The sequence below is a fragment of the Streptomyces sp. NPDC107517 genome, assembly GCF_055582645.1.
In genome coordinates, this window is record NZ_JBVJPM010000015.1 from 163,354 (window position 1) to 183,382 (window position 20,029).

The following is a 20,029-nucleotide window of genomic DNA, read 5'->3' on the forward strand; positions in this document are numbered from 1 at the left end:
TGCCCCGCCGCGCCGCGTCGGTCAGGCCTCGGTGCGGCCGTAGCGGTCCCGCAGGGCGTCGCGGCCCGTCTCCGTCAGGGAGCCGTGCAGGCGCATCCGGGCCACGCCGCCGTCCGGGAAGGCGTCCAGGCGTACGTGGGTGGCCACGGCCTGGGCGGCGAGTTTGAAGCGGTGGAGGGTGTCGGGCTGGAGGCGGGTGCGGGGGATGATTTCGAACCATTCGCCCGTGTCGCCGTTGCGGCCGCTCAGGGCGATCCAGCCGGCCGAGTTCCCCTTCAGGTACGCCGTGTCGATCTCCACCGCGCGGATCGCGCCCTGCGCGGCGAGGCGGAAGCGGACCCAGTCGTTCGTGCCGTGCACCCGGCGCCTGCGGTTCTCCCAGCCGTCGTCCATCTTGCGGGACGTGCCGGGCAGGATGATCTGCGTCGGCGAGGAGTAGAACTTGTCGGACGCGTCCTCGTACGTACCGCCGTTGAGGACCGAGAGCAGGTCGAACGTGCCGAGCAGGTCGAGCCACTCGGGGTCCGGGACCACCTCGCCGTGCACGCGCAGGCGGGCCACACCGCCGTCGGGGTGCTGGCAGAGGCGGAGGTGCGTGTAGCGGCGCTCCGACGTGACCGTGAAGCCGTTCGCCGCGTGGCCGCGCACCGGCGTCGGGGCGATCAGCTCCTCCCACTTCACGTCGGCCGCGGTGATGTCCTCGGGGCTCGGGGAGCCTTCCACGCACGCCGCCTGGACGCTGATGCGCTGCGGGTAGTTGCCGCGGAAGTGCGCGGTGTCCACGACGATGCCGCGGATCACGCCGGGCGCGCCGAGCCGGACGATCGCCCAGTCGTGGTCCTCGGGCGCGGGGAAGGGGGACTCGGCGGTGCCGCGGCGGCGGCGGGTCTCCCAGCCGTCCATGATCTTGCCCTTGTGCCCGAAGTGCTCGGGGTCGAACACCGCGGGCTCGCGGACGAGGAGGTTCTCGCGCTGGGCGAAGAACTCGTCGTTCGCGGCGATGACCCCCGCGCCCAGGCGCCGGTCGGCGAGGTCCACCAGCTCCGCGTAGCTCCCGGTGTCGCCGAAGTGGCGGTAGTCGGCGTACGGGTCGCCGCCGGAGTAGGGGGCGGCGTCGTTGGCGTGCGGGTCCTCGGGGGCTTCGAGCGGCGTGGCGTCGGATGTCGTCATACGTCCACTGTCGGACCCGCCGAGCCCTTAGGTCCATCGAAACTTTTCGACATGTACGTTCAGGTGAGCTGAACGGTCCGGACCGGCCTCAGCGCTCCGCCGCGGCTCCCCTCAGGGCCTCCAGCACCCTCGACACCCCCGGCGCCCCCTCCGACCCCCTGCGCACCGCGGCCACCACGTGCCTGACCGGCCGGTCCTCGCCCAGCGCGCACATCACGACGCCCTCGCGGCCCGCCGCCGCCATGCGCGGGACCAGGGCGATGCCCATCCCCGCCTCGACCATCGCCAGGATCGCCGTCCAGCCGGCCGCGCTGTGCGCCTGCTCGGGCACGAACCCGGCGGCCTCGCACGCGGCCCGCGTGATCTCCGACCAGGGTCCGGAACCGCCGAAGATCCAGTGCTCGCCGGCCAGCTCGGCCAGGCGCGGGCCCGCCGCTCCCGCCAGCGGATGCCCGGTGGGCAGGGCCACGTCGAGCGGGTCGGCGAGCAGCGGCACCCGCGTGAACTTGGGGTCCCGCGCGGTGGGCGCGTGCGCGGCGAGCGACAGGGCCAGGTCCACGTCACCGGCCGAGAGCAGCTCGTACGCCTCCGCGGCCTCGGCCTCGCGCACGCGGACCGCGATCCCGGGGTGGGCGGTGCGCAGGGCGCGCACCGCGGGCACCACCAGCGCGGGCACGGCCGTGGAGAACGCGGCGACCCGCACCTCCCCCGACTCGCCCTGCAGATATGCGTCCAACTCCGCGTCGGCGCGCTCCAGTTGGGCGAACACGACTTCGGCGTGCCGCAGGACGAGGTGGGCGGCGTCGGTGAGGCGCACGCGCCGCCCGTGCGCCTCCAGGAGCGGCACGCCGAGCTGCTTCGCCAGGTTGGTCAGCTGCTGCGACACGGCCGACGGGGTCATGAGCAGCGCCTGCGCGGTGGCCGTGACGGTCCCCCGGTCCCGCAGAGCCCGCAGGATCGCGAGCTTCTTGATGTCCCAGTCGGCGGCGCGCATGGGGTCAACGTATCCGGGTCTCGCCCCGGGTCGCGGAGCCGAGGGCCACCCCCGCCAGGATCAGCGCCATGCACGCGATCTGCAGCCCGCCCATGGCCTCGCCGAGGACCGCGTACGAGAGCAGGGCCACGCACACCGGCTGGAGGTAGTAGACGACGCCGGCGCGGGCCGCGCCGATCTGGGCGATCGCCTTGTTCCACGCGAAGAACGCGACGGCGGACGAGACCACACCCACGTACAGGAGGGGCGAGACCGTCGCCGCCGTCGGCTCGAAGCCGCCCTGGACGGCGAGGCTGACGAGGAACACCGGGAGCAGCATCAGCGCCCCGAGCACGAACGTCGCAAAGAGGAACGCGGGCCCGCCGATCTCCGCCGGCCGGCGCCGCAGCAGCGCGCTGTACGAGCCGAAGCAGACCGCCGCCGCGACCACCCACAGGTCGCCCGCCGTGAAGTCCGGCGCGGTCGAGCCCTTGCTGACCAGCAGCAGGACACCCGCGCACGCGATGACGGTGCCGGTCACCCGGCGGGCCCCGAGCCGCGCCCCGCCGAGGCGTTCGTACGCCGCCATCAGGACCGGCGACGCGGCCATGATCATGCCCATGTTCCCGGCGGACGTCGTCATCGCCGCCTGGTTGACGAGCGTGTTGTAGACGGTCACGCCGAGCAGTGCGGCGAGCGACAGGAAGCGCAGGTGGGCGCGGAGCAGGGCACGTTGCCGCCAGGCGGAGCGCGCGGCGAACGGCGCCACCGCGGCGATCGCGATGATCCAGCGCCAGAAGGCGTGCTGGATCGGGGGCACGCTGTCGTGCAGCGCGCGGGAGGTGACGAAGCTGCCCGACCAGACCACCGTGGCGAGCAGCGCGAGCGCGAGGCCGGCGCCGAGGCCGGCGCCCGCGCGGCGCCCTCCTGCCCCGCCACCTCCCCCTGCGGCCTTCTCGGCGCCGGTGGTCGTCCGGTCCAGGACTGCCATCCCGTATCCCCTCCTGAGCTGTGATCTCGCTACGACCCGACTACCGTCGCAGCTCCCCACCCGTCAGGTCCATCGAAACTTTCCGCTCATTCTCTTCAGCAGAACTGAAAGGTGGAGAGAGGGAGCCGGCGTCAGCGACGACCCGGGACGGACGCCGCCCGAGCAGCGTCGCGCCCGAAGCCGGACCACCCCGCCGTCGACACCGGCCGCCTACGCCCGGAACGCATACGAGTCGATGCTGTCCGGGATGCCGGCGGAGACGGTGTCGCCGTCCGCCGGCTCCTCGTCCGACGCCCAGGCCACGTAGCCGTCGGGGCGCACCAGGAGTGACGTGCGGCGGTCGCTCGCCCAGTGGGTGACGGCACACCGGTCGCCGCCCTTGTCGTCGGTGCCCTCGGGGACGATCAGGACGAACATGCCCTGCCGCAGGGCCTCGTAGAGGCGGCCCTCCTTGAGCGCGACATCGGGGACGCGGGTGCCGACGAGGCGGTGCGCGCCGCGCGGGGCCGGGTAGGCGACGCCGGTGCCGGTGAGCTGACCGACCATCCGGGTGCGGGCGGGGCGGACGCGGCCGAGGAACGCGGTGAGGGCGGCGCGGGCGGCGAGCGTCCAGGGCCGGTTGGCCATGGCGAGCCTGACGATGCCGCCGCTGCTGCGCAGGACGGCCTTCCCGACGGGGTGGCGCTCGGCCTCGTAGGTGTCCAACAGGGCTTCTCCCGCATGCCCGTTGATGACGGCGGCGAGCTTCCAGCCGAGGTTGGCGGCGTCCTGGAGACCGGTGTTCATGCCCTGGCCGCCGGCCGGGGTGTGGACGTGCGCGGCGTCCCCGGCGAGCAGGACGCGGCCGACACGGTACGCGGGCGCCTGGCGCTCGTCGCTGTGAAAGCGGGACATCCAGCGGGCCTCGTGCATCCCGAAGTCGCGGCCGAGGGCGAGGCGGGTGACCTCCTTGATCTCGTCGAGGTCGAGGGGTGCGGACTCGGGGACGTTGCGCGTGCGGTTCCAGCCGATGATGCGGTAGTAGCCGTCGCCGAAGGGCGCGATGAAGGCGAAGGCGTCGCCCACGGCGTTGACCGTGAGGACGTTCTCGGGCTCCTCGGCGAGCTTCACGTCGGCGAGGACGACGGAGCGGATGACGGACTTGCCGGGGAAGGGGAGCCCGACGCTCTCGCGTACGGCGCTGCGCATGCCGTCGGTGCCGACGACGTACGCGGCCCGCAGCGCCGTCGTCTCGCCGTCCCCCGTGCGCACCCGGAGGGTCACCCCGTCCGCGTCCTGGGTGAGGCCCGTGACCTCGGTCTCGTACACGAACTCCACGCCCGCGTCGGTCGCGCGCCGCTGGAGCGCGGCCTCGACCTCGTACTGCGGCAGGACCAGGAGGTGGCGGAAGCGCGACGGGAGGACGGTCAGGTCGACGGCGAGGCGGCCGAAGAGCTGGAGCCTGTCGAGGGCCTGCCCCTTGGCCTCGATGCCGTCGGCGAGGCCGCGGGCGTCGAGCTGCTCCAGGGTGCGGGCGTGCAGGACGAAGGCCCGGGAGAGGTTGCTGATCTTGTGGGGGCGCTTCTCGACGACGGTCACGGGGACGCCCGCGGCGGCGAGGTCGCCGGCCAGGAGCAGGCCGGTGGGGCCGGAGCCGACGACGATCACGGTGCGAGGAGTGGTGCCGTTCATGGTGGCCTCCTGGTGCCTGCGAGCTCGGTGCGGTCGGGTCCGGCAGCTCATCGCCGACACGTGTTGGTCAACGAGTGTTGGTCAACGTCTGTTGGCAAACCTAGGTGCCCCGCTCTGGACTGTCAACAGGTGTTGGCCTACGTTTGTTGGCATGACAGGAACCACCCAGCAGGCACGCCGCTCGGACGCCACCCGCACCGCGATCCTCGTGGCTGCCCGCGAGCGCTTCGCCGCCGACGGCTACGAGCGGGCCACGATCCGCGCCATCGCCAAGGACGCGGCGATCGACCCGTCGATGGTGATGCGCTACTACGGCAACAAGGAGGGTCTCTTCGCCGCGGCCATCGACATCGACCTGCGGCTTCCGGACCCCGAGGAGATCGCGGTCGACGACATGGGCCGCACCCTCGTACGGCACTTCCTCGACCTGTGGGAGGAGAACGAGGTGCTCACCGCGCTGCTGCGCGTGGGCGTCACCAACTCCGCGGGCGCCGAGCGCATGCAGGACATCTTCAGGAAGCAGACGCTGCCGCTCGCCCTGCGCGTCTGCCCCGACCCCGCCGAGGCCCCGGTGCGGGCCGCGCTCTGCGCGTCACAGGTCCTCGGTCTCGCGCTCACCCGTTACGTGCTGCGCTTCGGCCCCGCCGTCGGGCTCGGCCGCGACGAGACGGTGGAGTGGCTGGCGCCGACGCTCCAGCGCTATCTGACGGCCGAGCGGCCGTAGGACGGCACCGGCCGGTCGCTCGGCCGAACGGCCCGGCCGAGCGACCGCGGAACGGGCCGGGAACGCACCGAGGGCGCCCTCGGTGCGTGGTGCACACGAGGACGCCCTCGGCGAAGACATACGTCAGAGGTGCGGTGGTCAGCCCTGCTTCTGCGGCTTGCGGGACTTGTCACCGACGATCACGAGGCCGGCGATCACCAGGAACAGCACGATCGGCGCCACGACATAGAGGCCGAGCGTCTCGATGACGGAGAGGCCCTGACCGGGGTCGTCACCGTCGTCGCGCGCCAGCGCGAGCGCGGGGGACGTCATGAGCAGCATCATCAGCGTCGTACCGGCAGCCAGGGCGCCGGCGCGCAGGGCGTTCTTCTTGTCCACGGTGCAAACGTAGCGAACCCCTAAACGGGCCGCGCGCCCGGGGGTGCCGTACGGGGCAGTCCGGACCGCAGGACCTCGATCAGCGCGTGCGCCCTCGGGGAGGCCGTGAGTTCCTCGAAGGTGACCGGACGGCCGGTGGCGTCGGCGATCGGGAGGCGCCAGTTCGGGTACTCGTCCGAGGTCCCCGGCAGGTTCTGCGGGCGCCGGTCGCCGACGGCGTCGGGCAGCCAGACGCCGACCATGCGCGCCGGGGTGCGCAGCAGGAAGCGGTGGACGGCGCGGATCTCCTCCTCCTCGCACAGGCCCTGTCCCCCGCCGCCGGGCAGCAGGCCGAGGCGCGCGAACAGGGCGGCCCACTCGGCGACTTCCGCCGCGGCCTCGGCCTGCTCCCGCGCGAGCGGCCGCCCGAGGAGGCCGAGGCTGTCGCGCAGCCGCACATGGTCGCCGGTCAGCCGGGCCGCGGTGGACGGCAGGTCGTGGGTGGTGGCGGTGGCCACGCAGTCCGTACGCCAGCGCTCCGGCGGCACCGGGCGGCCCGTGCCGTCCCAGTCCCGCTCGAACCACAGCACGGAGGTGCCGAGCACTCCGCGCGCGTGCAGGGCTTCACGGACGCCGGGCTCGACCGTGCCGAGGTCCTCGCCGATCACCAGGGCGTCGGCGCGGCCGGCCTCCAGGGCGAGTACGGCGAGCATCGCCTCCGCGTCGTAACGGACGTACGCCCCCTCGGTCGGCGGCTGTCCGGCCGGCACCCACCACAGCCGGAACAGGCCCATGACGTGGTCGATGCGGACCGCGCCCGCGTGGGCGAGCAGGCCGCGCAGGAGCGCGCGGTAGGGGGCGTAGCCGACGGCGGCGAGCCGGTCGGGGCGCCAGGGCGGCAGACCCCAGTCCTGGCCGCGGGAGTTGAAGGCGTCCGGGGGCGCGCCGATGGACATGCCCGCGGCGAAGATGTGCTGCTGGGCCCAGGCGTCGGCGCCCTCCGGATGCACGCCCACGGCCAGGTCGTGGACGAGTCCGACGGGCATGCCCGCGTCGAGCGCGGAGCGCTGGGCGGTGGCGAGTTGGGCGTCGGTGAGCCAGGCGAGGTGGCTGTGGAAGTCGACACGGTCCATCAACTCGGTGCGGGCGTGGGCCGTTTCGCTGGATCCGGGGTCGCGCAGGGGCTCGGGCCAGGTGTGCCAGTCGGGGCCGTGCCGCTCGGCGAGCGCGCACCAGGTGGCGTGGTGGTCCAGGTCCGCGCCCTGCTCGGCGAGGAAGTCCCAGTAGGCGGCGCGGCGGCCGGGGCTGAGCGGGACGCGCACGACGAGGTCGAGGGCGCGGCGCTTGAGGTCCCACACGGCGTCGCGGTCGATCAGGGCGCCCTTGTGCAGGACGCCGTCGCGCAGCCGGGCGGCCTCGGCGAGCAGCTCGCGCACGCGGTCGCGGTCGGCGTCGGGCAGATAGGCGTACTCGGGGATGTCCTCGACGCGCAGGTGCACCGGGTCGGGGAAGCGGCGGGACGACGGGCGGTACGGGGAGGGGTCGGTGGGTCCCTCTCCGCGGGGTACGGCCGCGTGCAGCGGGTTGACCTGCACGAACCCGGCGGCGGCGGTGCGGCCCGCCCAGGCCGCGAGGTCGGCCAGGTCACCGAGGTCGCCCATGCCCCAGGATTTCGCCGACAGGAGGGAGTAGAGCTGCACGAGCAGCCCGTACGTGCGTTCACCCGGGGTGCGCACGCGCGGCGGGGCGACGATCAGGTGGGCGTCGGCCGTCGACCCGTCGGGGGCGGTGGCCCGCAGCCGGTGGACGCCGAGAGGTACCGGTCCCGGTGGCCGCCAGTCGTCGACACGTTCACCCTGCTCGGTGGCCAGCTCGAGCGTCACGCCGTCGGGTAATTCCCGCACCCAGACCGGGGCGGGCTCACCGGACCACAGCACGACCGTCGGCGGCAGCAGCCACGCCGCGGTCTCCGCCTCGCGCGCGACCAGCGCATCCCGTACGGACTCCGGGGTGCGCGCGTCGACACCGAGGGCGGCGAGGACGGCGACGAGCGCGGCGTCCGGGGCCTCGACCGTGCGGCCGGGTGACGGCGAGTAGGACGGGGCGATCCCGTGCAGCGCGGCGAGCCGGGCCAGCGTCACCTAGACCCCCGAGGCGTCCAGGCCCGCGACCGGACCCGAAGGAGTCGGCTCGCTCGTGAGAGGTGCTACGTCGATGAGGGCGGGCTCGCTGGTCAGCGGCTCCGCGTCGGCGAGGGGCGGCTCGCTGGTGAGGGGCAGTTCGGCGCCGAACGCGAACTCGTCCGGCAGAGGCAGGGCGGGGGCGGGCAGGATCACGTCCGCCTGTTTGGACAGGGCCGAGAGCAGAAGGTGCGCCGATGCGGCCATGAAGGCCTCCTTTTCGCGGTTCTTCGCGGGTCTTGTCGTCGATCTTTTCGTGGGCGACGGTCTCGGCAGCTCTACCCAGCGAACGCGGCGGCAGACATGAACGGCCCGACAACGTGTTACTGGTCACATTCTGTTCCATGGGCGGTAGTTCGCCAGTGGACGGCACGAATCACCTCGTCCCGGTACTCCCGGCCGGGCAATTGCGGCACAACGGCCACTCCCGTTGACACTCCGACCCGGCAAATGGTGGGCTCGGTTGCCACCCTGGGACACCCGTGACCGGTCCCACCACCGAGCCGAGACCAACGAGGAGTGAGCCGTGCAGCTCCGGCGCCACAGGAAGGGGGCGGCGGCCGTCGCTGTCGCCGTCATCGCCAGTGCGCTCGGGGGAGCCTCCGGAGCGGTGGCGGCCCCGCCCGGGCCCACGCTCTCCACGGGTGACCGGGACAGCGACACGGGAACGCCCGCGGTGTGGCCCCGGCCGCAGTCGCTGCGTACGGCCTCCGGCGCGGACTCCGTGACCGTGACCGACGAGGTCGTCCTCGTCACCGGACGCGGCGCCGACCGGTACGCGGTGGACGCGCTGCGCACCGCGCTGCGCGGGGCGGGCGCCCGGCACATCACCGAGGTCGACGACGAGAAGGCCGTGCCCGGCGGTCCCGCGCTCGTGGTGCGGATCGGCACCGTGGCCGCCGGGACCGCGTCCGGTGACGGCTGGGGAGCGGCGGACGCCCGCCCCGGCCGCGGACAGGGCCTCGAGACGGCGCTAGGCGCTCTCGGCGCGTCGGCCCGCAAGGACCTGCCGTCCGGCGGGTACCGGCTCGCCGCCGGGCGGACGGACGGCCGGGACACCGTCGCCATGGAAGGCGTCGGCGACGACGGCCTGTTCCACGCCGTGCAGACGTTCCGGCAGCTGGTGAACGGGCGGAAGGTCGCCGGGGTCGTCGTGCGCGACTGGCCGGGGACGGCCGTGCGCGGCATGACGGAGGGCTTCTACGGAACCCCGTGGACCCGTGAACAGCGGCTCGACCAGCTGGACTTCATGGGACGCACGAAGCAGAACCGCTATCTGTACGCGCCGGGCGACGACCTGTACCGGCAGGCGCGGTGGCGCGAGACGTATCCGGCCGCCCAGCGCGATGACTTCCGGGCCCTTGCCGAGCGGGCGCGCGCCAACCACGTGACGCTGAGCTGGGCCGTGGCGCCCGGGCAGGCGATGTGCATGTCGTCGGACGACGACATCAGGGCCCTGAACCGCAAGCTCGACGCCATGTGGGCGCTCGGCGTGCGGGCTTTCCAGCTGCAGTTCCAGGACGTGTCGTACAGCGAGTGGCACTGCGAGGCGGACGCGAAGACGTTCGGCTCGGGGCCGAAGGCGGCGGCGCGGGCGCAGGCGCGCGTGGCGAACGCGGTGGCGCGGCACCTCGCCGCGCGACACCCGGGCGCGGGGCCGCTGTCGCTGATGCCGACGGAGTTCTACCAGGACGGGTCGACGGAGTACCGCGGGGCGCTCGCGGGCGGGCTCGACGACTCCGTCGAGGTGGCGTGGACGGGCGTCGGCGTGGTCCCGCGCACGATCACCGGGCGCGAACTGGCGGGCGCGCGGGCCGCGTTCGGCTCCGGGCACAGCCTCGTCACGATGGACAACTACCCGGTCAACGACTACGCGCAGGACCGCATCTTCCTCGGCCCCTACACGGGCCGCGAGCCCGCGGTGGCGATGGGTTCGGCGGCGCTGCTCGCCAACGCGATGGAGCAGCCCGCGGCCTCCCGCATCCCACTGTTCACGACGGCGGACTATGCGTGGAACCCGCGCGACTACCGCCCGCAGGAGTCCTGGAAGGCCGCGATCGACGACCTGGCGGGCGGTGACGCGCCCACCCGTGAGGCGCTCGGCGCGCTGGCGGGCAACGACGCGTCGTCCGTGCTCGGCGAGGACGAGTCCGCGTATCTGAAGCCGGTGCTCTCCGGCTTCTGGGACTCCCGTACGAAGGTGCTCACCGACCGCGCACGGTACGAGGCGGCGGCGAAGAAGCTGCGGGACGCGTTCACCGTGATGCGGCGGGCTCCGGAGCGGCTCGAGGCCACGCCGGTGGACCAGGAAGTGCGTCCCTGGAGCGACCAGTTGGCGCGGTACGGGGAGGCCGGGGAGACGGCCGTCGACATGCTGGACGCGCAGGCCCGCGGTGACGGGGCGGCGGCGTGGCGGGCCGCGCGGCTCCTGGAGCACCGGCGCGCGAACCTGAAGTCCGGTCGAGTCACCGTGGGCAAGGGTGTGCTGGACCCGTTCCTCGACCGGGCGCAGAAGGCGTACGCGGCGTGGGCGGGGACGGGTCACGCGGACGCGACGCGTGACGGGGAGGCGAAGCTGCCGCGGGCGCGGCGGCTCACCGCGGTGACGGTCCTGGCCGACCCCGGCACCCACGGCACCGTGCAGGTCCATGTGCCGGGCGAGGGCTGGAAGTCCGTCGGCACGCTCACCGACAGCGGGTTCACCGAACGCAGGCCGAAGGACGTGAGGGCGGACGCGATCCGGGTGTCCGGCGTCTCGAAGGGCGCCGTGCGCCATGTCGTCCCCTGGTACGCGGACTCCCCCGACGCCTCGTTCGAGCTGGCCCGCACGGAGCTGGACGCGGAGATCGGCGGCGGCGCGCGGCGGGTGACGGCGCGCCTGACACCGCAGCGGCCCGGCTCCGTGGAGGGGCGCCTCAGCGCGGAGGGCCCGCACGGCATCAAGGTGACGCTGCCCGCGCAGGCGACGCTCCCGCGCGGCACGCAGGTGAGCGCCCCGGTCGACATCACCGTCCCGGAGGGCACCCCGGCGGGCACGTACGACGTGCCGGTCAGCTTCGCCGGCACGACGCGCACGGTGTCGGTGCGGGCGTACCCGCGTACGGCGGGCCCGGACCTGGCCCGGGAGGGCAGGCCCTCGTCCTCGGCCGACGAGACCGCGGACTTCCCGGCGTCCGCCGCGAGCGACGGCGACCCGGAGACCCGCTGGTCCTCGCCCGCCGAGGACGGCGCCTGGTGGCAGGTCGAACTGGCGAAGCCGGTGCGCCTCGGCCAGGTGGTGCTGCACTGGCAGGACGCGTACGCGAAGGGCTACCGCGTCCAGACGTCCGCCGACGGAAAGTCGTGGCGCACGGCCGCGACGGTGAAGGACGGCCACGGCGGCCGCGAGTCGGTCCGCATGGACGCCCGCGACACCCGCTTCGTCCGGATCCAGGGCGACAGGCGGGCCACGCGGTACGGCTATTCGCTGTGGTCGGTGGAGGCGTACGCGGTCGCGGAGTGACGTAAGCGGAACTCCATTTCTCACTTCTGACCTGACCTCAACCTCCCCCCGCGCCACTATGTACTCAGTACATATACCGAGTACATACTGAGTCCATGAGCACCCGTCACGTCCTTCTCGGGCTGCTGGCTGGGGGGCCGAGCCATGGCTACGACCTCAAGCGGCGCTACGACGAACGTTTCCCGCAGGCCCGCCCGCTGGCCTACGCGCAGGTCTACACGACCCTGCAACGCCTGGTGCGCGACGGCCTCGCCGACGTCGAGGGCACCGAGTCCGACGGCGGCCCCGAACGCACGCTGTACCGGTCCACGACCGAAGGAGCGAGTGAACTCGTCCGGTGGACAGGGGAGATCACGCCGCCCGCACCCTTCGTGACCAACGAGATCTTCGCCAAGGTCGTCGTGTCGATCCTGGTCGACGACGCCGTGGACCCGGCCGCCGTGCTGCGGGAGCAGCGGGCCGCCCACATGGCGCGGATGCGTGAGCTCACCGCCGTCAAGACCGGCCCCGGCGCGGATCTCACCACCGTCCTCTCCGCCGACTACGCCCTCGCCCACCTCGACGCCGATCTGCGCTGGATGAACACCACCGCGGCCCGGCTCTCCACCCTGACCGCGGAGGTCACCGCAGCATGAGCACGCAAGCACGCGAAGTCCCGGCCGGAGCGCCCCTGCTGGCCGCCCGGGGCCTGGTGAAGTCGTACGGCAGGACCGAGGCGCTGCGCGGCGCCGCGCTCGACCTGCACGCGGGCGAGATCCTCGCCGTCTCCGGTGCCAGCGGCAGCGGCAAGTCCACACTGCTGCACTGCCTGTCCGGGATCGTGCGGCCGGACGCGGGGTCCGTGTCGTACGGGCACGAGCAGCTCGACCGGCTCCCGGAGGAGCGGCTGAGCGAACTGCGGCGCACCGAGTTCGGCGTGGTCTTCCAGTTCGGCCAGCTCATCCCGGAACTGCCGGTGATCGACAACGTGGCGCTGCCTCTGCTGCTCGCGGGCGTCCCGCGCGCCGAGGCCCACGCGCGGGCAGACGCCTGGCTCGAACGGTTCGGCGTGCGCGGACAGCGCGAGCTGCGGCCCGGCGAGATGAGCGGCGGACAGGTCCAACGAGCCGCTCTGGCACGCGCGTTGGTCACCGGCCCGCGCATCGTCTTCGCCGACGAGCCGACCGGGGCGCTCGACTCCCTGGGCGGCGAACAGGTGATGACGGCCCTCGCGCACTCGGCCCGCGAGACCCACACCGCCGTCGTCCTCATCACCCACGACGCGCAGGTCGCCGCGTACGCCGACCGCGAGGTGCGGCTGCACGACGGCGCGGTCCAGCAGGACGCGGAGCTCCCCCAGGCGGTGTCCCATGACCACTGACGTCGCGGCCCGCGCCACCACGCGGCCCTCCGTACGCACCGACACCCGGCTCGCCTGGACCCTGGTCACCGGCTCCGACCGCCGCGAGCGGTGGCGGCTGGCGCTCACCGCGTTCGGCGCGGCGCTCGCCACGGCGTTCTGCCTCGGCGCAGCCGCCCTCGCCGCCCTCACCGGCCACCAGGTGTCCGTCCCGTACGGGAACGGTCTGCTCGACGAGCCGGGCACACGCCAGGGCGTGGTCGTCGCGCTGCTGCTGCTCCTCGTGCCCGTGGCCGGGCTGCTCGGGCAGTGCGCCCGCGTCGGCGCGGTGCACCGGGACCGCAGGCTCGCCGCGCTGCGGCTCGCCGGGGCCGGGCCGCGTCAGGTGCGGCGGATCGCGGCGCTGGAGTCGGGGCTCGCGTGCCTCGCCGGTTCCGTCCTCGCACTGATCGCGTTCGGGGCGATGCTCGCCACGACGGGATATCCCGTGCCGACGGCCTGGGCCGGTTTCGTGGCCGTGGCCCTCGCGGTGCCGGCCGCGGGCGCCGGGGTGAGCGTGTTCGCGCTGCGCCGCGTGGTGGCGTCGCCGCTCGGTCAGGTGCGCCGGGTCACTGCCGACCACGGGCCCGGCTTCCTCGTCGGTCTGATCGTGCCGGTGCTGCTCGTCGTGGCCGGCTCGGCGCTGCTCGTCCTGCGCGGCACCCGTGACGTCGCGGCCGCACCCCTGCTGGTGTGCGCGGTGATCGTCGTGACCGGGGCGGGCGCGGTGTGGGTGGCCGGGGCCTCGTCCCGCCTGATCGGCGCGCGCCTGGCGGGACGCAGCGCAAGCCCCACCGTGATCATCGCGGCGAACCGGCTGCGCCAGGACGCCTGGGCCGCCGCCCGCACGCACGCGGCGGTGCTCCTCGTCACGGTCGTGGGCGTCGCCTTCGTCGGCATCCGGGAAGTCCTGCTCGACGATCTGCACCAATCGCAGCGCGAGGGCCACATGGGCATGGACCTGAGCTACTACACGTTCGGCATCGACCTCACGGGCGGCGCCGTTCTCGTGGCCCTCGCGATCAGCCTCTTCAGCCTCGCCGTGGGCACCGCCGAGTCGGTGGCGACCCGCCGCCGCACCCTCGCCGCCCAGGCCGCGTCCGGAGTCCCGCACCGGGTCCTGGCGCGCGCTCTGCTCCTGGAGACCGCCCTGCCGCTGGCGCCGGCCGTCGTCCTCGCGACGCTCGGCGGCACGGCCGTACACGCCGCCTACGCGGCGGCGGCCGGCGGGAGCGTTCCGGTGCTCATGCCGCTGCTGGTCCCGCCGGTCGTGTACGCCGCCTGCGTCGGGGCCGCCGCCACGTCGCTGCCGCTGCTGCGGCGCTCGGTCCATCCCTCGGAGCTGCGCGCGGGGTGACGCGCGGCCCGGCGGGACGGGGGAAAGGAGACGGGGCGCCGTCCGGAACCGTGGTTCCGGACGGCGCCCCATTTGGAGTACTGCTCCAGCGGTACTTCTGCTTCTGCTTCTACTTCGCCAGGTTCGGCGGCGTGATCGGGGAGGCCGCGAGGGACTGCGGGGACGTGCTCGACGCGTAGGCGGACGGGGCCGACATGCCGGCCGTCGGGTCGGCGGCGGCCTCGTCCCCGGCCTGCAGAGGGAGGCGGCCCACGATGCGGATCCCGGCCTCGTCGAAGGCCAGCTTGATGCGCCAGCGCAGCTCGCGCTGCACGGTGAGGGACTTGCCGGGCATCGTCTTCGCCGAGACGCCCACGACCATGGAGTCGAGGAGCACGCTGTCCAGGCCGAGGACCTCGACCGGGCCCCACAGCATCTCGTTCCAGGGCTCGTCCTTGCTCATGGCGACGCCGACCTCGGCCAGCGTCTCCTTGACCTTGACCAGGTCCTCGTCCGAGCGGACGGTGACGTCGACGTTCGCGGTGGCCCAGCCCTGCGAGAGGTTGCCGATGCGCTTGACCTCGCCGTTGCGGACGTACCAGATCTCGCCGTCGGCGCCCCGCAGCTTGGTGACGCGCAGGCCGACCTCGATCACCTCACCCGAGGCGACGCCCGCGTCGATGCTGTCCCCGACGCCGTACTGGTCCTCGAGGATCATGAAGACGCCGGACAGGAAGTCCGTGACGAGGTTGCGGGCGCCGAAGCCGATCGCCACACCCGCGACGCCCGCCGAGGCGAGCAGCGGGGCCAGATTGATCTGGAACGTGCCCAGGATCATCAGGGCGGCTGTGCCGAGAATCACGAAGGAGGCGACCGAGCGCAGCACGCTGCCGATGGCCTGCGAGCGCTGCCGGCGGCGCTCCACATTGACCAGCAGGCCCCCGAGCGCTGTGCCGTCGACGGCCTGCGCCGTGCGGTTCATGCGCTCTATGAGCTTGGTGATGGCGCGCCGGATGGCCACTCTGAGGACCGCGGCGATGACGACGATGAGCAGGATGCGCAGGCCTATACCCAGCCAGGTGGACCAGTTCTGCTCGACCCAGCTGGCGGCGTTCGTGGCCTGCTCCTGGGCGTCCTTGAATGTGGCCGGGTCCGAGGACGAGTCGGACGCCGACAGGACGGACAAGATCACGGCAGAAACCTCCAGGCATAGCGGCCGCCCGTGAAAGGCGAAGTTACGGGCAGACCCACCACACTAACGGGGCATCGTGTGCGGATCGTTGTCATGTTCGAGGGAGAGGCGGTCCCCACCTGGGGATGTAGGGGGTGTGGTCGAAAACACTCCCAGCCCGTTACCGGGACATGGTGGCGCTTGTGCAGGCCATGAGGGGAAACTGACTACAGATCGTCCCGGCGCGAGCCACGCGCCGCCGGCGTACAAGGAGGCATCCGTGCCGCATGTCCTGGTCCTCAACGCGTCGTACGAGCCACTCGGCGTCGTACCGCTCCGCCGCGCGCTCGTTCTGGTCCTCGAGAACAAGGCCATGTGCCTCGAGGAGTCCGGCGCCTATATGCACAGCGCAACCTGTACTGTCCCTGCACCCAGCGTGGTCCGCCTCAAGCGGTTCGTCCGGGTCCCTTACAGGGGGCCCGTTCCTCTGACCCGGCGGGCGCTGTTCGCCAGGGACGGCGGGCGGTGCATGTACTGCGGTGGCGTCGCAACCAGCGTCGACCACGTCATCCCCAAGAGCCGCGGCGGCCAGCACGCGTGGGAGAACGTGGTCGCGTCCTGCCGCCGCTGCAACCACGTCAAGGCCGACCGTCACCTGGTCGAGATCGGCTGGCGCCTGCGGCACAAGCCGGCCCCGCCGACCGGGCTCGCCTGGCGCATCATCGGGACCGGGCACAGGGATCCGCGCTGGCTGCCGTACTTGCAGCCGTTCGGCGCGGACGAGGCCCTGGCCCGGATCGAAGGCATTTCCGCCTGACAACGATCCGGGTCTTCGCGTTTGCGGGCGCGCGTCACCAGGTGGCCGTACGCCTCCCGGCGTACGGCCACTACGCGTGCGCGGCGGGCCCGGACCGCGCGGGTAACGACTTGGCTGCCTGACGGCCGTCGGCTATTGACGCCCCCTTCACCCACGGCTTACGTTCCTCGCACATCAATAGGAAACCTTCCTAACAGTGCTGCGAGGAGACAGGCCATGGCCGGTACGCCCCCGGGAACCCCCGGTACCCCGAGCGTCCTGCGCGCCATGAACGACCGCGCGGCCCTCGACCTCCTCGTCGCGCACGGCCCGCTGACCCGTACCCGGATCGGTGAGCTGACCGGCCTGTCCAAGCCCACCACCTCCCAGTTGCTCAGCCGGCTGGAAGCGGTGGGCCTGGTGCGCACCACGGGCAGCCAGACCGGCCGGCCCGGGCCGAACGCCGTGCTGTACGAGATCCACCCCGGCGCCGCCCACATCGCGGCCGTCTCCGCGGACCCCACCGGGATCACCGCCGTGGTCGCCGACATCGCCGGAGCCGAGCGCGGCCGCTGCCGCATCGAGGCCGTCGCCGTCGCCGACGACGTGCGCAACCGCACCGCCCAGCTCGTCGCCGAGGCCTTCGACGGCGCCCTGCGGCAGGCCGGGCTCGGCCACGACGACATCACGGCCACCGTGATCGGCACTCCCGGCGCCATCGACCCGCACACCGGCCAGCTCCGGTACGCCCCGCACCTGCCGGGCTGGCACTCGCGCACCCTGCGCGCCGAGCTCGCCGAGGTCCTCGGCACCCCGGTCTCCATCGAGAACGACGTCAATCTCGCCGCCATCGCCGAGCAGTACGAGGGCGCGGCGCAGGACCACGACGACTTCGTGCTGGCCTATGTCGACGAGGGTGTCGGCGCGGCGATCGTGCTCGGCGGCGTGCTCCTGCGGGGCGCGACCGGCGGCGCGGGCGAGATCGGCTACATGCCGCTGCCCGGAGCCCCGCTGGCGCGCGGCGGCGAGGAGGAGATCGCCGGCGAGGACGCGGGGGGCGGCTTCCAGAGCCTGGTCGCCGCGCCCGCCGTGCGGCTGCTCGCCGGGGGCGCCAAGGACCTCGGAGAGGCGCTCGCCGACCCCGCCGTGCTCGCCGAGGTGGCCCGTCGCCTGGCCACCGGGCTCGCCGCCGTCGTCGCCGTCGTCGACCCCGAGCTCGTCGTCCTGTCGGGACAGGTGGCCCAGGCCGGCGGCGAGGCGCTGCGCGTCCGCGTCGAGGACGAACTCACCGGGCTCGCCCTGCCGCGGCCCCAGCTGCGGATCAGCGATCTCGACGGCGATCCGATCCTCACCGGCGCCCTGCGCTCGGCGCTGACCCAGGCCCGCGACATCGCCTTCGACACCAGCAACGTCTGACCCCGCTCCCCTCCCCCTCCCCCGTCTTTCGTCACTTCCTCCAACTCCCGTACAGGTAAAGGACGTTCGCCATGCCGCGATGGCGCATACCCCTGCGCGCGCCCCTAGCGCTCGCCGCGGCCGGACTGCTGCTGTCCGGCTGCGCCAACCCGAGTGTCGGCAGCGCCGACGACGACCCGGCGAAGCCCGTGACACTGAAGTTCTGGCACGGCTGGTCGGCCCCCGGCGAGGTGAAGGCGATCAACGACTCGATCGCCCGCTTCGAGAAGCTCCACCCGAACATCAAGGTGCAGGCCACCGGGAACGTCACGGACGCCACCATCAACCAGGCACTGCGGGCCGGCGGCGACGATGCCCCCGACGTGGTGACCTCGTTCACCACCAACAACGTGGGCCAGTACTGCGACTCCGGCATGTGGGCGGACCTCGACCCGTTCATGAAGAAGAGCGGCCTCGACAAGGCGAAGGTCTTCCCCAAGACCCTCCTGGACTACACGAGTTACGACGGCAACCAGTGCGCCCTGCCGCTGCTCGCCGACGCGTACGGGATGTACTACAACAAGGACGCGTTCAAGGAGGCGGGCATCAGCCGGCCGCCGCGGACCATGTCCGAGTTCGAGGCCGACGCCAAGAGGCTCACGAAGCGTGCGGGCAGCTCCTATCAGCGCGTCGGCTTCATGCCGAACTTCCGCCTGTACCAGAACAGCCCCGACCGGCTCTTCGCCCAGTGGGGCCCCACGTACTTCGACGCCAAGGGCGACTCGCGGCTCGCGAAGGACCCGGCGACGTACAAGTTCTTCGACACCGCCCACAAGCTCGTCGAGGCACAGGGCGGCTACAACGCCCTGGAGCGCTTCCGGACGTCCTTCGGTGACGAGATGTCCACGCAGAACGCGTTCATGAACGGCAAGCTGGCGATGCACCTCGACGGCGAGTGGCGCGGCCTGATGATGAACGAGGCCAAGGTCGGTTTCGACTGGGGCGTGGCACCGCTGCCGGTCCCCGACGACCAGGCCGAGACGTACGGGCGCGGCTATCTCACCGGCACCGTCGCGGGCATCGCGCACAGCAGCAGGCACCAGAACGCGGCCTGGGAGCTGGTCAAGTACCTGACCTCCGACACCGATCAGGTCGTCAGCTTCGCCAACGCGATCCACAACGTGCCGTCCACGTTCGCCGCCCTCAAGTCGCCGAAGCTGGACGCCGATCCGACGTTCCGCACCTTCCTGGACATCGCCCAGAACAAGTACAGCCAGGTCATGCCGCCCTCCACCAACGGCGGCATGTACGTCACCTCGCTGCAGGACTTCTCGTACTCGGTCGAGGCGGGCAAGGTCCACGACCTCAAGAAGGGGCTGCGCGAGCTCGACCGGCAGATCGACGCCGACACCCTTCAGTCGAAGAGCTGAGGAGCGGGAGTTCCATCATGGCCTTGACACTGTCCAATCCCGCGCGGCGCAGACTGCGCACGCTCGGCTTCCTCTCCCCCTGGCTGATCGGCTTCAGCGTCTTCTTCGCGTACCCGCTGATCGCCACCGTCTACTTCTCGTTCATGCACTACAACCAGATCCAGAAGCCCGACTTCGTGGGGCTGCGGAACTGGAAGTACGTCTTCGAGCAGATGCCGCTGTTCGGTCCCGCCCTGTGGAACACGCTGTGGCTGGTCGTCGTGATGGTGGCCCTGCGGGTGGTCTTCGGACTCTCCCTGGGACTGCTCATCACGAAGATCAAGACCGGCGCCGGCTTCTTCCGTACGGCCTTCTACCTGCCGTACCTGGCCCCGCCGGTGGCGGCGACCGTCGCCTTCGTCTTCCTGCTCAACCCCTCGACGGGACCGGTCAACGAGGTCCTCGCGCACCTCGGCATCACCGGACCGAACTGGTTCAACGACGCGGCCTGGGCCAAGCCGTCCCTGGTGATGCTCTCGCTGTGGGGCATCGGCGACCTGATGGTGATCTTCATGGCCGCCCTGCTCGACGTACCCAGGGAGCAGTACGAGGCCGCGGAGCTGGACGGCGCGGGCGCCTGGTCGAAGTTCCGGTACGTGACCTGGCCGTCGATCACTCCGATCGTCATGTTCGCCGTCGTCACCGGTGTCGTGCAGACGATGCAGTACTACACACAGGCCCTGGTCGCCGGAAAGATCGCCTCCGGCGTCTCCATCGGCCCCGGCAGCGTCATCCAGCCCGGCTACCCGGACCACTCGACGCTCACCGTCCCGCAGCTCGTCTACTCGATGGGCTTCCAGAACTTCAACACCGGCGCGGCGTGCGTTCTCTCGCTCGTGCTCTTCGCCATCGCCATGGCCGTGACCATGCTGCTCATGCGCAGGCGCTCGGGTCTGCTCGCGGCGGAGGACTGATC

General features: G+C 72.5%; 17 protein-coding genes. 9 read left to right on the top strand and 8 right to left on the bottom strand.

The annotated features are described in order from the left end of the window. Positions 1 to 21: 21 nt before the first annotated feature. The 4 genes from alc to ACZ67T_RS30235 all read right to left on the bottom strand — a co-directional run bounded on the left by alc (position 22) and on the right by ACZ67T_RS30235 (position 4,805). Positions 22 to 1,170 (bottom strand): allantoicase, encoded by a 1,149-nt coding sequence (gene alc, locus ACZ67T_RS30220; protein WP_469988153.1) that lies wholly within the window; start codon positions 1,168 to 1,170, stop codon positions 22 to 24. Positions 1,171 to 1,258: 88 nt separating this feature from the next. After that, entirely contained in the window at positions 1,259 to 2,164 is a 906-nt protein-coding gene (locus ACZ67T_RS30225; protein ID WP_469988154.1) for a LysR family transcriptional regulator, read from the bottom strand. Between the two features lie 4 nt (positions 2,165 to 2,168). Next, positions 2,169 to 3,134: a DMT family transporter gene (locus ACZ67T_RS30230; RefSeq protein WP_469988155.1), complete on the bottom strand. Its 966-nt coding sequence runs from the start codon at positions 3,132 to 3,134 to the stop codon at positions 2,169 to 2,171. Positions 3,135 to 3,344: 210 nt separating this feature from the next. After that, positions 3,345 to 4,805, bottom strand: a complete 1,461-nt coding sequence (locus tag ACZ67T_RS30235; protein WP_469988156.1) for an FAD-dependent monooxygenase — start codon at positions 4,803 to 4,805, stop codon at positions 3,345 to 3,347. A gap of 151 nt (positions 4,806 to 4,956) precedes the next feature. Here ACZ67T_RS30235 and ACZ67T_RS30240 point away from each other — a divergent pair, with 151 nt between their 5' ends. Further along, on the top strand, positions 4,957 to 5,529 hold the full coding sequence (locus ACZ67T_RS30240; RefSeq protein WP_469988157.1) for a TetR/AcrR family transcriptional regulator: 573 nt from the start codon (positions 4,957 to 4,959) through the stop codon (positions 5,527 to 5,529). A 138-nt stretch (positions 5,530 to 5,667) separates the two neighbouring features. On the opposite strand, the gene ACZ67T_RS30245 is transcribed toward ACZ67T_RS30240, so the two are convergent. From ACZ67T_RS30245 to ACZ67T_RS30255, 3 genes are read right to left on the bottom strand one after another with little or no spacing between them, the layout of a single operon-like run. Further along, positions 5,668 to 5,907, bottom strand: a complete 240-nt coding sequence (locus ACZ67T_RS30245) for a hypothetical protein (RefSeq protein ID WP_469988158.1) — start codon at positions 5,905 to 5,907, stop codon at positions 5,668 to 5,670. A 20-nt stretch (positions 5,908 to 5,927) separates the two neighbouring features. Further along, positions 5,928 to 8,027 carry a 4-alpha-glucanotransferase gene (malQ, locus tag ACZ67T_RS30250; RefSeq protein ID WP_469988159.1) on the bottom strand — a complete coding sequence of 700 codons (2,100 nt, stop codon included), beginning with the start codon at positions 8,025 to 8,027 and terminating at the stop codon, positions 5,928 to 5,930. Next, on the bottom strand, positions 8,028 to 8,273 hold the full coding sequence (locus ACZ67T_RS30255) for a hypothetical protein (RefSeq protein WP_384244274.1): 246 nt from the start codon (positions 8,271 to 8,273) through the stop codon (positions 8,028 to 8,030). 319 nt (positions 8,274 to 8,592) lie between these two features. On the opposite strand from ACZ67T_RS30255, the gene ACZ67T_RS30260 reads away from it, so the two are divergent. From ACZ67T_RS30260 to ACZ67T_RS30275, 4 genes are all read left to right on the top strand, one after another. Continuing rightward, on the top strand, positions 8,593 to 11,568 hold the full coding sequence (locus ACZ67T_RS30260) for a beta-N-acetylglucosaminidase domain-containing protein (protein WP_469988160.1): 2,976 nt from the start codon (positions 8,593 to 8,595) through the stop codon (positions 11,566 to 11,568). A gap of 95 nt (positions 11,569 to 11,663) precedes the next feature. Next, positions 11,664 to 12,203: a PadR family transcriptional regulator gene (locus ACZ67T_RS30265; RefSeq protein ID WP_469988161.1), complete on the top strand. Its 540-nt coding sequence runs from the start codon at positions 11,664 to 11,666 to the stop codon at positions 12,201 to 12,203. Next, positions 12,200 to 12,928, top strand: a complete 729-nt coding sequence (locus ACZ67T_RS30270) for an ABC transporter ATP-binding protein (RefSeq protein ID WP_469988162.1) — start codon at positions 12,200 to 12,202, stop codon at positions 12,926 to 12,928. Before ACZ67T_RS30265 ends, ACZ67T_RS30270 begins: the two co-directional genes overlap by 4 nt. After that, positions 12,918 to 14,303 carry an FtsX-like permease family protein gene (locus tag ACZ67T_RS30275; RefSeq protein ID WP_469988163.1) on the top strand — a complete coding sequence of 462 codons (1,386 nt, stop codon included), beginning with the start codon at positions 12,918 to 12,920 and terminating at the stop codon, positions 14,301 to 14,303. Before ACZ67T_RS30270 ends, ACZ67T_RS30275 begins: the two co-directional genes overlap by 11 nt. A gap of 109 nt (positions 14,304 to 14,412) precedes the next feature. Here ACZ67T_RS30275 and ACZ67T_RS30280 read toward each other — a convergent pair whose 3' ends face one another. After that, on the bottom strand, positions 14,413 to 15,474 hold the full coding sequence (locus ACZ67T_RS30280) for a mechanosensitive ion channel family protein (protein ID WP_469988164.1): 1,062 nt from the start codon (positions 15,472 to 15,474) through the stop codon (positions 14,413 to 14,415). Between the two features lie 259 nt (positions 15,475 to 15,733). On the opposite strand from ACZ67T_RS30280, the gene ACZ67T_RS30285 reads away from it, so the two are divergent. The 4 genes from ACZ67T_RS30285 (at position 15,734) to ACZ67T_RS30300 (ending at position 20,027) form a co-directional block, all read left to right on the top strand. After that, positions 15,734 to 16,270 (top strand): HNH endonuclease, encoded by a 537-nt coding sequence (locus ACZ67T_RS30285; protein ID WP_100594167.1) that lies wholly within the window; start codon positions 15,734 to 15,736, stop codon positions 16,268 to 16,270. A 216-nt stretch (positions 16,271 to 16,486) separates the two neighbouring features. Next, complete coding sequence (locus tag ACZ67T_RS30290) at positions 16,487 to 17,665, top strand: ROK family transcriptional regulator (RefSeq protein WP_469988165.1); 1,179 nt, start codon at positions 16,487 to 16,489, stop codon at positions 17,663 to 17,665. Positions 17,666 to 17,736: 71 nt separating this feature from the next. Continuing rightward, positions 17,737 to 19,074, top strand: coding sequence for an ABC transporter substrate-binding protein (locus ACZ67T_RS30295; protein ID WP_469988166.1), 1,338 nt, complete (start codon positions 17,737 to 17,739; stop codon positions 19,072 to 19,074). Positions 19,075 to 19,091: 17 nt separating this feature from the next. Then, the gene (locus ACZ67T_RS30300; RefSeq protein WP_469988167.1) at positions 19,092 to 20,027 is read left to right on the top strand and encodes a carbohydrate ABC transporter permease; all 936 of its coding nucleotides are present in this window, start codon (positions 19,092 to 19,094) and stop codon (positions 20,025 to 20,027) included. The last annotated feature ends 2 nt before the right edge of the window (positions 20,028 to 20,029 follow it).